This window comes from Salarchaeum sp. JOR-1, from assembly GCF_007833275.1.
In the GTDB taxonomy this organism is placed as follows: Archaea; Halobacteriota; Halobacteria; order Halobacteriales; family Halobacteriaceae; genus Salarchaeum.
Map to the genome: position 1 here is coordinate 1 of NZ_CP042241.1, position 14,526 is coordinate 14,526.

At 54.0% G+C, this 14,526-nt stretch carries 9 protein-coding genes; 1 reads left to right on the top strand and 8 read right to left on the bottom strand.

What is annotated here, in order from left to right; all coding sequences use genetic code 11:
- Window positions 1-1,422 precede the first annotated feature (1,422 nt).
- Complete coding sequence (locus FQU85_RS00885; RefSeq protein WP_145843664.1) at window positions 1,423-3,030, bottom strand: primase-associated protein; 1,608 nt, start codon at window positions 3,028-3,030, stop codon at window positions 1,423-1,425.
- 801 nt (window positions 3,031-3,831) lie between these two features.
- Between FQU85_RS00885 and FQU85_RS00890 the strand changes: the two genes are divergently transcribed.
- Window positions 3,832-5,007: a hypothetical protein gene (locus FQU85_RS00890; protein WP_145843665.1), complete on the top strand. Its 1,176-nt coding sequence runs from the start codon at window positions 3,832-3,834 to the stop codon at window positions 5,005-5,007.
- A gap of 611 nt (window positions 5,008-5,618) precedes the next feature.
- On the opposite strand, the gene FQU85_RS00895 is transcribed toward FQU85_RS00890, so the two are convergent.
- The 7 genes from FQU85_RS00895 to FQU85_RS13665 form a co-directional block, all read right to left on the bottom strand.
- Window positions 5,619-7,427, bottom strand: coding sequence for a PAS domain-containing sensor histidine kinase (locus tag FQU85_RS00895; protein ID WP_168219911.1), 1,809 nt, complete (start codon window positions 7,425-7,427; stop codon window positions 5,619-5,621).
- Between the two features lie 620 nt (window positions 7,428-8,047).
- Window positions 8,048-9,628, bottom strand: a complete 1,581-nt coding sequence (locus FQU85_RS00900) for a response regulator (RefSeq protein WP_145843667.1) — start codon at window positions 9,626-9,628, stop codon at window positions 8,048-8,050.
- Window positions 9,629-9,663: 35 nt separating this feature from the next.
- Window positions 9,664-10,311, bottom strand: a complete 648-nt coding sequence (locus FQU85_RS00905) for a response regulator transcription factor (RefSeq protein ID WP_145843668.1) — start codon at window positions 10,309-10,311, stop codon at window positions 9,664-9,666.
- Window positions 10,308-11,687, bottom strand: coding sequence for a PAS domain-containing sensor histidine kinase (locus tag FQU85_RS00910; RefSeq protein ID WP_168219912.1), 1,380 nt, complete (start codon window positions 11,685-11,687; stop codon window positions 10,308-10,310). Before FQU85_RS00910 ends, FQU85_RS00905 begins: the two co-directional genes overlap by 4 nt.
- Window positions 11,688-11,900: 213 nt before the next feature.
- A complete protein-coding gene (locus FQU85_RS00915; protein ID WP_168219913.1) occupies window positions 11,901-12,239 on the bottom strand; it encodes a two-component system response regulator in 339 nt (112 codons plus the stop codon).
- 22 nt (window positions 12,240-12,261) lie between these two features.
- Window positions 12,262-13,755, bottom strand: coding sequence for an ATPase domain-containing protein (locus tag FQU85_RS00920; protein ID WP_370516776.1), 1,494 nt, complete (start codon window positions 13,753-13,755; stop codon window positions 12,262-12,264).
- Window positions 13,756-14,172: a PadR family transcriptional regulator gene (locus tag FQU85_RS13665; protein ID WP_145843672.1), complete on the bottom strand. Its 417-nt coding sequence runs from the start codon at window positions 14,170-14,172 to the stop codon at window positions 13,756-13,758.
- Window positions 14,173-14,526 lie beyond the last annotated feature (354 nt).

The window sequence follows — 14,526 nt, forward strand, 5'->3', positions numbered from 1 at the left end:
TGGTTATAGACGTTCTTAGCCTATTTAATCAAATAACTAAATGTTGATGTCAATTGTACGAATGCAACAGAATCAGATTTATTTCAAAAAGAAATTGTAAGTCTATAGTGAAACTATAGAGCAAGAGTACAAGGGTTATCCTTCCAGAAATATGGTGTCTCAGAGACACACGGCCATTCAGATAACCAACAGAATCGATGAAAATACAAACAGCGTTTCAGCCACTCTATCACCCGGTTTACCCTATGTAATGTGAATGAGTGAAAACTATAGTCTGGCTATAGGGATTCAGATATAGCGGTGTTCAAGGGTTCAAGCCCGTAATCATAGAAACGCTGTTTTGACAATTATAGTATTTGTTTTGGGACGAGGTCGATCTGTCGATTCACGCCTTCTACTCACTCAATTATATCTTGCAATAATTAGTCAGTACTATAGGCACACTATAGACACGGAGAAACCACGGGATAGAACACCTGAATACGGAAGATAAAACCTCCTTTTCCTCATCAGGAAGATAGGTGTCTGTTTGATGACTGGTTCGAGTATATTTCGGCAATATTCGAGTCAGGAAGAGGATACATGACTATAGTAAGACTATATAATATGATCTAAATACGGGGTTGCAGGCTGATGATGATTTGTAGGAACTCATCAAAAGTGTGGTTTATCTGGGTCACTGTGAGAGGTTGTTCCTACCCCACCCACTCAGCTGCTGATAGAAGACGGAAAATCCGTTTCTGAGAATGCTACTGAGAGAATTCCGGCAGAAGCAGATACGGAGAATCTCTGAGTATTCTCACCGTGAAATAGTATGTGTAAAATTAGACGTTGAGTGGCATGTCGTACTCTAGCGGTGACGATCGTGATTCTGTTCTCGCTGGCTACTTGGGAGTCCCGCATTTTATTCAGAGTAATAGCACCAACGAGGAAATGCGAGAAGTGTATTAACTAATGTGGTGAGATAGTGGTTAGAGAATTGACTGGCAGGGGTGAGAATAATCACGGCGTGATTCCCAACCACCCAGATATACCATTTCGAATATATGAGTTGGTGGCGGTATAGAGAGGCCCCACAGTCGGAACGAGATTGTTCCCTCAACACTCAGACTGAGTTTAAACGAATCAGAATAGTGCTATGAAAGGAGTGGAGCTATTAGAAGAAATAAACTGTTTGCCGAAAATGAAATATCGTGGTCACTGTCCCTGAGAGATTCTGCATTGCGCACCAACCCAGGAATCATTTCGGGAGAGAATAGGCTCTGAGAAAACCAAGATAGAGCGGTGAATGATGCAGTGAGAGATTAGTAGCGAAAGGGGTGGTGGGTCGCTGAGTGAACAGAGATATGAGCAGCGAAAGAAGCGGGGTAGTGTCCCTGCGGGTACTTACTTTCAGTGAGAAGAAATGGGTTGAGTTAATCCTTATTCAGCGTTTCGTACGGTGGACCGGTCGTTGTCAGGGATACGGTCGGAAACCGCATCTTTGAATGGGAGGCTGCGGTAGATTGAATAGTCACAGTTCTCTAGTCCGATGCAGAACTGGGAGAAGTTCTGGTTGTCGTTGTGGCAGCTCACCGGGAGTAGTTTGTCATTGGTGCCCGGCATGGTTCGACGCTTCTCATAACGAGCTTGATACCGGCTTGTCTCTTCGTCGAACCACGGGTACTGCCGGAAGTGATCGACAACATCATCGACCGTGAATCCATTGTCGAGGCTGAAGATGATGTGAACGTAACTGTAGAGCACCCATCGAACCGGCTCGTTCTCCTGTAAGAATTGGTGGATGTTCTCCATGCACGGGAGCTCATGGATGTCCCCAATTTCCGAGACGTTCACTTTCTTCGCGTTCCTCCAAGGGGAGTATTCGAGAGTATAGCGATTATATTTCCCCTCTTGGATCTCAACGTGCCGATGGTCGTCGTATTTTCGTAAGAAGTTCGATACTGCCCGAGGGGTATCGAAATCACTCACATTATCCTGTTCGTGCGACTTGATGTCATTGCCTACGTCATCTTCGTCAGCGCCAGGTTCCTGCTCCACAAACCATTCAATCGCGTCGAAGATATCTCTCGCTTCAATTGGTTCATCGAGTTTTGCGACTTCATTTGGGGCTTCATCGACGGCCTTCAAAACGACGCGCAACCGTTCAGGATACCGTCGTTCGGCGAATAATTTTTGCGTTTGATTCGCCTCAAGGAGTTTCTTGATTTTCGCGTGCACGTCCTCCGCGTAGGTGACGATCGTCGTCTCATTCTCGTCAGTGAGCGTGTTCTCAAAAGTCTGCTCCAACTGGTGTGACACGGATCGCATCCCTCCAATCAAGTGATTCTTGAACGCGGGCTCGAAGCCAGTTGTCGGAATATAGACACAGTTGTTATCGACCTTTACCTGCAACTCCCCGTCCACAGGGTCACCCTCACGAACTAGACAATTCTGGCTTGCGTGGACCAATGGAACCTCGTAATACAGCCCACCACCGTTTCCCTCTAAGTGCGTGATTCCCGTAACTGAACGCCCCGGAGGCGGCCCCCGCTCATCCGGCTTCCCATCGCGCCCGTACACAGCTTCACCCGCAATCAGCTGGATGTTCCCCTCCGGATGCTCGAATTGATTTACCGCTGCATACACATGGTACGCGAACACGTCTCGGAGATAGTGATGCAGTGTGATGCGATGACTGTGTTCCTGCAATTGCTCGTTCTTCCGAATCATCAACGACCCGATCGACAGCAGCACAGCCAACCGTCCAGGACAATCAACAGGCACCCACGGGTCACTAATCACGTCGTCCTGGTCCGGTTTCTTGAGTGCTTCCAACACAAACGTCTGCACATCTTCAAGCATCTGTTTCTCATTCCGGACGCCTTGCTCTTGCCACGTATCGTACCCGCGCTGAAAAAGATCAACCAACGCGAAATCACCGTAACCCGACGGCTCAAGCAACACACGCCACGCATCCATCACGTTTGTTCGTGGCGTGATGCGCCCCGATTGCTGTTCATCGTTGTCTCGATTTGACTGGGGACTCATTGTTGGTTCATGTTGGTGTCTGGCGGCCGACGGAGCGACCTGCTTTCGATTTCGCTACTGCTGTACTCCCAATTTGTTTCCTTAGCCTCTTAGTGCTCAGTCCCCGATGGTATCATAGAACTCGTCACACACTGTGTCCGCGATGCTGCCGTTCAGGATGGTATTCACAGTCGAGGTGATCGACTGGCTGGATTACCCAGGGAGAATCTCACGGTCGAATCCGTGAGAGTGCGTCAACCACTCGTGATGACAACTATCAGACAAGGTGTGGAGAATAGGTTCTGCATTTGCCCGAATTTATTCAGAATTAGTAATTTTGCCACCACCATTTATAGATTTATGGTGGTGTCCTTTTGGGGAGTTTTGCCCGAAGACCGAACTGTTACTGGTGTATTCTACGGTTATGTCCTTCACACTAACTGAAGTTCTCCTGAACCGAGAAGTTTCGGTTGTGGAGGTAGTTCGAACCCCAATAATGCGAAAATGGGCTCTGTTGCGGGTTGATCCGTGTCACTGCTGGTGATTTCACTAGTTATAGATCGGATCCACACTGCAACCACGATGATGTCTGAACCACTATCTCTGGGGGTAAAGACCCTAACGCGCGGATTTTTCGACAATATGCTTGAGCAACTGCTGGTGGGGGGCTAGGGTATAAGACAGTAACTCCAGTACACAGGAGCAAGAAGCAAGACCCCCTCGCAAGGAAGCACAGCATAGCGCACTGGTCAAATAAGCAAATCGAAGGCTGATCAGTACCCGTAGCAACTCAGCCGATAGTGACGACTCCGCTCAAAGTCCATGACCGATCGTCCCGACATCGAGGAGGCAGTCAAAGAGCGCCTCTCTGAGGATCCCTCAGAGGAGTTCATAGACGAAATAGCCTCCAGAGTCGTGGACGAGATGGACGAATCTTTCTCAGAACTTGGTGTGAAGACTCGAGCGCTGGAAGAGATTGTTGACGACTTTCGGAACCAGAAGCTCGAAGAAGTGGATTCAGAAGGTCAGTATGAGCGAAAAATCGACTATATCCAGACCTATCTGACCGAGGAAGTTCAAGGCGAAACGTCTGACGAGTTCACGAGTGAGGACGTTGGCCGGTACAAGAATTGGCGGAAGTATGACTCGCTTGACCGTGAGGAGCCGCTGTCAAACAACACGCTCCAGGATGATATGTATCTATTTCGTGAATTCATCTCATACATGGTGGAGCACCGATTGGCACCGTATCGGTTTTTGAGGAGTGTCGAAATCCCCGAATTGGACGACCCGAAGGAAGGCGTGGATGAGAAGCTGCTGGAGCCTGAGCGAGCCAACGCGATACTAGAATATCTTCGTAAATACCACTATGCGGATGTCGAGCACGCCGCGATGGAGTTGTTCTGTGAGTCAGGACCGCGGAAAGGAGACGTGTACTCCTGTGACGTCGATAGTTACGACGAAGCTGCCTCGACGATAAGATATCAGAATCAAGAAGGGACAAATCTCAAGAATGACGAGGAGAGTTCTCGAGAGATAACTCTCTACGGTATTGTTCCAGAGATCATCAGTGACTACATCGAGAACCGGCGTCCCGATGAAGTTGATGAGGAAGGGCGCGAACCGCTTCTCACAAAGGGGGATGGCCGAATTGAGAAGTCTACGTTGCAGAAAATCGCATATAAGTGGACGCGACCGTGTGCAATCGGCTTAGAATGCCCACACGACAGGGATCCAGAGGACTGCGAAGCGGCACAGAGGAATAATTCGGCGTACAAATGCCCCAGCTCCCGAGCACCTCATCATATCAGAACCGGGTACATTACTGCCAAGCGGAACGCTGGGGTCTCCCCAGAAGCAATCGAACAGCGCTGTGACGTAACTCCCCAATGTCAAGAAGAACACTACGACCTGCCAGATCTAGAGGAGGAAAGGGAACGGTACGAAGACGAGTTCGAAGATACGTCTGTAGATGAAGATTCGGGCTTTAGCCACTAACGATGAAGTCCCCCGTTTTGAGCGCAGGTAGATTCCATCATTCTCCCAGATATGTTAGCTGCTACCAGTTATTGGCGTTCCATACTCAGAAACTAGTGGGGCTTCAGGTCTGAACTGCTAGAATTAATCGAGAGCCGCTGTATTCGAGGAATCTAGCGATTCACGGCTGAAGCGGCACTAGTAGTAGACACAACTCTGCTGAGAATCGGTTGAATGCAGTCAATCTCCTCCATTCAACCTCTCAATCTCTGATAGGATTTCGGAGGTCTGCTGCATACAGCGCGCAAATGCAGCACCGCGCATCTGTAGCGATCGACCTCTGCGAAGATCGGCAGCAGAGTCGCCCGAATGACGAACTAACACTTGCGATCAGAGGGAGAGGGGTCGAAACCGCGGGTATCTGCTTCTACGGACGAGCGTCTATGGATATAGGATCTCCGCTCTTGTGAAGCAGATTGTAGGTGAGTATCTGAACCCGGGAAACCAGCTACAGGCACCTCTACTCAGCCGCTCACACCCCCGTTTGAGAAGGAAGCCCCCAGACGCTACCGAGAACAAAATCGCCAGACAGCTGCCACCAACAATGTTCGACACAAGAGCGAGGATCTCAATTAGGAGGTTGCAGCCGGGATCCGGATCGTGACAATACTACCCCGCGGACTGTTTTCACGAATCGTCACCTCGCCGCCGAAACTCACCGCGACCCAGTGGATGAGCCACAGACCAATCCCGGAGCTGTGGGTAAGCGGCGTCTCTTCCCCCATCTCGACCACGGTCTGTTCCTGATCCGGAATCCCCGGACCATTATCTGCAATCAGGATATCGACCCACTCGCCGGTTTCAGTCCTCTCCGGCGGAGTGGCTGTGAGAGTGACTTCGGGCGGGGTTTGATCGGAGTGCGTGACCGCATTATCGACGGCTTCCCGGATCGCTGTCGCCAAGCGATCATCCGCTTGCACCAGCGCGGACTCGGGCGTCGTGATAGTCAGTTCCGCCTCAGGATACTCGTCGTGGAACTCGTCTCTCAGACCCGTCAGCAGGGCATTGACGTCACAGGTCGCGTCGTCTTCAGTCTCTCGATTGAAGAGGTCACGTATCTTTCTAGCGTGTTCGGTGAGTTCAAGCAGCTCGTTGGCGCGATTCCGTATTGCCGCCGCCTGCTCTTGCTGGTCCTTGTCACCAAGCGTCTCTGCAAGGGTCTCGGCATTGCCGCGAACAACGTTCATGGCGTTTCGGATATTATGCCGGAGAACCCGATTCAATACACTGAGACGCTGCTCACGCAACCGCCGTTCCGTGATTTCGGATTCAATACCGACAAAGTGGGTGATCTCACCGTCAGTATCTGTGATCGGCGCGATTGTCTGCTCAACCTGATATAGACGCCCGTCCTTGCGCTGATTAACGAGGGTCGCCTCCCAGACATCGCCTGCCGTGATTGTCTCCCATAATTCCTCGTAGAATGTGTCACTATGCTTCCCTGACTTCAGAATCCGCGTATTTTGTCCGACTGCTTCTTCCTTCGAGTAACCTGTCGTCTCTTCAAACGCCTGATTCACGTATTCAATCGTACCCTCTGTATCCGTGATCATCACTACGTGCCCGGCTTCGTCAACGGCCCGCTGATACAGTTGTAACTCTTGTTCGTTTTCTTTCCGCTCGGTGATGTCCTGTTGAAACCCGATGAAACGGATTACGTCTCCTGTCTCATCTCGAACAGGCGCAATCGTGACATAATTCCAGAATTCCGTCCCGTCTTTGCGATAATTGCGGAGTTTAACCGAGACGGGCTTCCCAGTGTCAATTGCTTCACGCATCTCTGCAACTGGTTCCGCGGCCGTCTTCTCACCTTGCAAGAACCGGCAGTTCCGCCCGAGAATCTCGTCTTCCGTGTACCCGGTCAACTCCTGGAAACCGTCGTTTACGTACGTGAGAGGGTTGTCATCTTGCGTGGCGTCGGCGATAGTCACACCAACCGGCGCTTCATCAATCGCACGATGCAGCAACTCGAGTTCTTCCTGCCGCTCTTGCTGGCTGGAGACATCCTCAACCGCGACAATAGCATGCTCTGCCCCGTCACCACGTTCCCCCGGTGTGCGTGTGGCAGGCTCGTCATGCTCGTGGTGGTCCTGAAGCGGAGACGCCCAGAACTGCACCGCAACTCGGCTGCCATCATAGCGCTGCCACTCCGCCTCCTCCCTGGTGACCGTGCGACCACTCTCGACCTGCTGGAGGAGTTCATCGAACGCAGCCTGCTCCTCGTCAGGGATGACAGGGAAGGTGTCTCCGAGAACCTCACGTTGCTCGTACCCGAAGATGGATTCGGCGGCCTGGTTCCAGGCTTCCACTTCTCCCTCTTGATCGAGGGTGATAAGTGCGATTGGCACCGTCTCGACAAGCGTGGTGAGCCGCTCGGTCACCTGTTCGTACTGCGTATGTTCGTGAGCCCGCCGGCTGTCGTATACCCCAGTCACGAATCCTCCGACGCCACCAGCACCCCCTCCCCACATGACAAGCAACCATGGGTCAGCGAGTGCTACCCCATGCGCAAGTTGATATAGTGCTGCAAGACTAGCGATGAAACCGACAGGGAGCGCGCCCGCTAGACACCAGGCACCGATTCGAGCTGCCGGTCGGAGAGATGTGGCTTGGTTCGGGCTGGTGGCCTTGTGCCACCACCTGTCTGGCGGATCCTCTCGGTTAATTTCGGTTTGAACGACATGGGTGGGGGACCGGGCGAGCCAGAGGCCGCCAAGAAGGAGCGGCCCAGCGAGTACACCACCCACAAGTCCGACGATCACCTGTGTAAAGAACGATTCTCCAGGTGTGAGGATGTGAAGGGCAGACGCGATACTGATGATCCCCCCAAGGACAACGGGGATTCCGTACCCGAGAACACGTTGCAGTCGGGGTGTCAGCTCAATGAGTGAGTGGGCTGACGACAGTAATGTGTCACTCATAAGCGATCGGACTCGGAGGCATCAGCATCGTGTGATGTTGTGTCTGAACTAGATCGAGACCCGCTCGGACTCTAACAGTTTCACTCATCGGTAGATCCCTCGTCGTGCCAGTCGGCAGTAGGAATAGTAAACTCGAAGCGGGCGCCTCCAGCGTCGCTCTCCGTGATGTCGATTCCCCAGTCGTGTGCCGCAGCGATTTCGCGGACGATCGCCAACCCGAAGCCAGTGCCGTCATCGCTCGTCGTATACCCGGTCTCGAACACGGCATCGCGCTCATCGTTCGGGATGCCGGGGCCGTCGTCAGCCACGTAGAAGCCGGGAGCCCGATCCAGCACGCCAACCGTTATCTCCACGGACGGGCCAGCGTGCTCGACAGCGTTCCGAAACAGATTCTCGAAGAGATTGCACACCCGCGAGTCATCCATCCTGACGACCACGTCGTCCGGGATCTCGCACGTGAGGGGGGCGTCATCTGTCACGACGTGGTCCCACGCGCGGTGTACGACATCGCACACCTGTACCAAATCGGTGTCAGTTGCCTGCTGTCCGTGCGTGGCAAGATCCATCGCATCGTCAAGGATGGTTTCCATCCGCTCTAACGCCTGGCGTACCTGTGCGAACTGCTCTTCGTCACCGGTCTGTTCAGCAAGATCGAGCCGTCCCTGTGCGACGTTCAGCGGACTTTGCAAGTCATGCGCTAATGTCTGCGTGAATTCCTCCATCCGTGCGGTCTGGCGCTCCAACTCCTCGGTCCGTCGTCGTAACTCCGTGATCTCGTTATTAATGGCGACAAAGTACGCGATGTCGCCGTGCTCGGTCGTGACTGGCGCAATCGTCTGCTCGACCACGTAGCGTTCCCCGTTCTTCCGTTCGTTGACGAGCTCGTCTTCCCAGACCTCACCGGCCCGGATCGTGTTCCACAGTTCAGCGTAAAATGTGTCGTCGTGGACGCCGGATTTGAGCAGTGACGGCTCGCGCCCGATCGCCTCCCCGGCCGTATACCCGGTGATCTCTTCGAACGCCTGATTCACGTATAGAATCGTCCCGTCAGGATCCGTGATATAGATCGAGTGACCCGCGTGCTCGACCGCCTGACAAAACGTCCGCAGTGTGAGCGCATACCGATACCGGGTTACGATTGCGTGAATCCGCTCGGCGAGCAGTTGAAACTGTTCGGTGTCGGTATCTTTCTGGAGGTAATCATCCACACCGTGGCGAAGCGCCTCGCCAGCGATGTGTTCGGCACCCTGCCCGGCGAACATCACGACGGGAAGAGTAGGAGCCGTCTCCCGAATCGCGTCCAGTAGGTCGAGCCCGTCCAGTTCGGGCATCTGGTAGTCAGTCACCACACAATCGATGTCCTCCCCGATGACCGCCGGCGGCTGCTGCCCGCTGACTGTACTCGCCGACGACACGTCGTCTGTTGCCACGGCGGGCTCGTCGCCGTCACGGATCGTCGTGACCGCATCGTCGGCCGAGGTGGCTGACTCAGGAATGCGTTCGAGAGCTTCCTCACCCGAGGTGGCGATGTCAGCCGTCATCCCGTACTCATCTTCGAGGAACGACGCCAGCCGGTCAGCAAACGCCGCATCATCATCAACAAGCAGGACGTGAATCGACGCCGGATCCACAGTCTCATCGAGGCGGTCGTCAAGCGCCATCTCTGCAAGACGCCCGAACAGCTGGTGGGGCTCAGTCACGACTGGTCACGCTCGCTCGTCTCGGACTCTTCAGGTGTCTCGTTAACCTCGCTGTCAAGGTCGCGGAACGCCGCTTTGAAATCCTCGTCTGTGAACTCCTCGACAGTATCGTCAACGGCGTCTTCTAACTCGGCGATTTGTTCTTCCAGTTCGACAACCTCATCGCTTTGCCGGAGTTCAGCGTCGGAGAGATTGGCTTCCAACGCGGCACGCGTCGCCACAAGTTGCTGGTATTCTTGTAGCGTTTCGTCGTATTCGGAGCGGGTCAGCATCCGTTCGACCGCGTCGTGCAACTCGGCTTCGTCTACGGGCTTGGTGAGATAGTCGTCAAACCCCATCCCGATCACGTCGAAGCCGGGATCGACCGCCGAGACGATCACCACCCGACAGTCCAGCTCTTGGTCGCGGATCTCCGCTAATACGTCGTCACCAGAGAGATCCGGCATTCGCCGATCCAGGAGCACGACAGCAACTTCCTCATCTAGTTTCTCTAAGGCGTCTTCACCGCCATACGCGGTGCGGACATCGTAGGTGTCAGCGAGCCACGCCGCGTACAGGTCAGCGAGATCTGTTTCGTCCTCAACGACGAGGACGGTTGGGGCGTCTGATGCATCGTCATGGTCGGTTGGGGCGGTGTCAGTCATTGGTCTACATCCTCTGTGTGCTCGGTATCGGCGGCCGATTGTGACGGATCGGTCTCGTCGTCGGTCGTGGCGTCGCGGGGGAACGTCCGTACAGACGCGCGGGGTAGCGTCACCGTCACGCGTGTCCCCCGGGGTGAGCGATCCTCAATCGTCACCTCACCGCCAGCGTAGGTAACCGTCCAGTGGACGACCCACAACCCGATCCCACTGCCGTGCGTCAGCGCGGTTTCTTCGCCCGCGTCGAGGACTTCCTGTTCACTATCCGGAAGTCCCGGGCCGTTGTCTACAATCACGACTTGAATCATTGGCGACGAGTCGCCCTCGTCGGTGCGTGTCACGCGGATGGTGACTTCCGGTGTCGCCTGATCGTTGTGTTCGATGGCGTTCTCAACAAGCTCTTCGAACACTAATTCGACATTTGCTCGGACATCAATCTCGTAGTCAGGCAGATCAGTCGTGAGATTCGCCTGCGGATATTGCTCTGCGATCCCGGTTACAACGCGGTCGCAGGTCGTACACACGGATTGTGACTGGCGATAGGTGCCGCGATCGAACTCCTGTATCGCGCGATATGCCTTCTGACTTAGCTCAACGAGCCCTTCGACACGCTCGCGGAGGTCATGGACGTAGTCTGTCTGTGCCTCGGTGTCATCTGTCTTCGTGATCTGATGGGCATAGCCGTCGATCAGATTCAGATCAGTCCGCAAATTGTGACGCACGACTCGACTCAACACTTGCGTCTGTTGTTGGCTGATCACTTCGCCAGTCCGATCGTTCATAATAGCAACAAACTTGACGACGTTGCCGTCGCCATCGGTAATGGGTGCAATCGTTTGATCAGCAACGAATAGCTCCCCGGTCGCCCGTTGATTCATGAACTCGTTGTCTTCCCAGACCTCGCCGGAGCGAATCGTCTCCCACAGCTCCTCGTAGTAGGTCTCGGACTGACGACCTGAATTCAAGATCCGCGGTGTCTCACCGAGGGCTTGATCTTCGCTGTACCCGGTGATCTCTTCGAACGCAGGGTTCACGTATTCGATCGTTCCGTCGGTGTCCGTGATGTAGATCGCGTGCCCAGCGTGTTCGATTGCCTGTTCGAACTGCTGGGCTTCCTGTATCGTCGTCATCAACTGGTCGTGCATCTCGTGCAGCGAGTGAGAGAGGGCCCCGAGTTCGTCGTCAGTATCGAACACGGTGATTGACTGATCGAACTCCCCCCGAGCGATGGCGCCTGTATCGGCTGTTAATTGCTGTATCGGGGCGACGATATGCCGATCCAGGAGCACGAACAACGCTCCGATGACAAGAAGATCGACGATAAACATGCTGAGCAAGAACAACGGAGAAAGAGTGGAAGAGACAGCAGTCTGTTGCACGAACCACCATGTCCCTCCAAGATTCGCCGCGAACAAGCACACGATGAGGAAGAGGTGGCCTCCAAGCCGCCACCGAATACTCCAGTCTCGGAGTGATGATTTCGACATGGTATTACTCAACTGATGTAGACCGACCCCGATCGAACCGCTCCAAGTGCTGGTGCGACTGACATTCACCCGAGCACCAATCGACAAGTGAATTGCAGGGCATCGTTACCCACTGAGTGCTGTCTCAATCAGGTCGCGGAACTGCTGTTTGGGAATTGGTTTATCAACGAACTCGTGGGCGCCATAGTCACGACTCTCGCGCCGGAGCGTGGGGTTCTGAAAGCCCGAGAGAATGATGAACGGTACATCGTTCTCAGCGAGTTGTTCGCAGTACGGCCAGACCGGATCGTCGAACCGGTCAATATCAATCGTGGCGACCGCAAACCGTGAGGCCTCTGCAACAACGTCCTCCGCCGTGTCACGATCTGTGACGACCACGGGGTCATAGCCCTCATCGGCGAGGAAGTCACTGAGCAGCTCCGCATTGCGCTCGTTGGCGTCCATGATCAGGATCTGCGGCTGGTCATTAGATGCCGGCGTCATCATGTGGTGTGGTCTCCGTGGAGGCCTCCCACTCGGGCGTGCCAGTGAGAATCCCTCGCAGATTGGGCAGTGGCTCGCCGACTGAGAGGGCGTGCTCGGTGATTTCGAGTTCGCGGAGCGTATGTTCGAACCCGCTGGTGCGCTGTTTGAGCACGCCGATCACTTTCCGGAGTTCGCCCTGGTACTCGATGTGCCGGAGGAAGACAATATTATCCGCGAGTTGACTTATTCCCCTCTCGGTTGCCTGGAAATCCCCCGTGATCGCGTGTACCTCGTTCACGAAGATGGCGGTCACACCCGCGTTCCGCAGGTATCGCCCCAGCGTGACGAGCACATCTTTTGTCTCGGCACCGCGCACACTCTGCTGAAACCCATCGATAGCATCCAGCATGATAACTTCGACACCATTGGTCTCGACGGCACGGCGGACTTCCTGTGTGAATTCGTCCACCGTCATCTCATCAGGTTCGATGGTTTCGATCGTGAGCGTGCCGTCGTCACGCATCTCGCGGATGGGGATGTTGACGGCGTCGGCCCGCTGAAGCAGGGTCCGTTCGTTTTCTTCGAACGAGTAAAGGACAGCCTGGCTGTTCCGTCCGGTGGCTTCTTTCAGGAACTGGAGCCCGGTCGTGGTCTTGCCAGCGCCAGTTGGGCCCGTAAGCATGGTGAGTGTGCCGCGATCGAGACCGCCGTTCAGTAACGCGTCAAGTTCGGGCACCCCCGAGGAAAGCGTTCCCTGTGGATCGGTACTGTGTTGCGTCTCCGAGCTGAGTTGCGGTGACGCCACCATTCCGTCGTCGGTGATCTGGAGGGAGTGCTCCCCGCGTTGAAAGTCCGACCCCCGGAATTTGGACACACGAAGCGTCCGATATTCGTTGGTTTGATCGAGATGAATGACGGCGTCGCTCATGAACTGGAGGTCGTCGTCAGGTGTGGCTTGGGTCGCCTGAGAGGTGAATACGACACTCGTCCCTTCGAGCAATCGAAACAGGCCCATCACGTGCTGGCGGAATTGATAGGGATCCTCGGTCAGATACCGGAGTTGCGTCATCGGATCAATGAAGACGCGATCCGGCTTGACATCGTTGAGTGCTGTTGTAATCTCGTCGGCAAGGGCGGGCCCTTCGACCTCCTGGGTTGGAAATACGTCGTACGACTCTTCCTGGGTGAACGCCGCCTCGTCAGGCCGCAAATCAAGCAACTCGAAGGCGTCCGGGTCGAATCCAAAGGCAGTGGCGTCTTCTCGGAGGTATTGTTCGGGTTCCCCCATGTTGATGAATAACCCTGTTTCGTCATCGGTACCAGCGGTGAGGTAATGCAGCCCGAATAGCGTCTTTCCCGCACCGGGTGGGCCCCGGACGAGAGTACTCCGGTCTGGGATGAGTCCGCCATTGAGAATGTCATCAATCCCGGGGACGCCCTGTCGAAATGCGGTCTGTTGTCGATTCCTCGGTAACCGTCGCTCCTGTCGAATCAGTCATATTTGATCTTGGTCCGTATCGATTGGTGGAAGCGCATCATCATCGGCTTCGTCCAAGTGCTTTAGAAGAAAGTATTGAAATCGTGTAATTCCATTCAGTAAATCACGGGTTCGTGTGTGCAGGTGTGCTGGATCGTCAATCTGGTATTCTTTGGAGCGAACTTTATCGACAGTGACTAAGATGCCCTCATCTGCAAGATCACGGAGGTGGGGGTAGACAGTTCCGGGACTCAAGTCACAATTGTGGGCTCGAAGATCGTTCAGGAGTTCCTTCCCAGACGCTCCATCGTGAGCCGCAATTAAGACGAGCAGGACCTCGTCCAAACGCGCTTTCACGAACTCTTCAGGGAGATTGATTTCTTGGGACGGTGTGTCAGTCTCAGAATTCCACGGTAGAGAGTTAGATTCAGTCATGACCTTATTGCGTAGTTAAACCTCTCTTCGCTTGCTTGTAGCTTGTCTGAGTGGCAGTTTGGACCCTGAGATTCCCAATGTTAGTGACCTGAGGTTCATATCCACTTGTTCCACTCATCGATGATAAAATCGTACCCTAAATAGAAAAGGGTAGAAATAAATGAGCCTTATGTGAATAGGGTATTATGAGAAGACGAGCAAGCGGCTTATGCACCCACTCAGTTTCGACACTGATCCCGACTTACTGATACACCCAGTAGTATCCACAGATGCTTTCATCACAGAACAGGGTCCCATCATCAAAGACCACGATGTCTCAATTCGCCGGAGTAAACACCCCGACTGAGGACGATA

Coding starts and splice junctions, on each gene's coding strand:
- FQU85_RS00885 (WP_145843664.1), bottom strand. CDS start 3,030: ATGAGTCCCCAGTCAAATCGAGACAACGATGAACAGCAATCGGGGCGC.
- FQU85_RS00890 (WP_145843665.1), top strand. CDS start 3,832: ATGACCGATCGTCCCGACATCGAGGAGGCAGTCAAAGAGCGCCTCTCT.
- FQU85_RS00900 (WP_145843667.1), bottom strand. CDS start 9,628: ATGGCGCTTGACGACCGCCTCGATGAGACTGTGGATCCGGCGTCGATT.
- FQU85_RS00905 (WP_145843668.1), bottom strand. CDS start 10,311: ATGACTGACACCGCCCCAACCGACCATGACGATGCATCAGACGCCCCA.
- FQU85_RS00915 (WP_168219913.1), bottom strand. CDS start 12,239: ATGGACGCCAACGAGCGCAATGCGGAGCTGCTCAGTGACTTCCTCGCC.
- FQU85_RS13665 (WP_145843672.1), bottom strand. CDS start 14,172: ATGACTGAATCTAACTCTCTACCGTGGAATTCTGAGACTGACACACCG.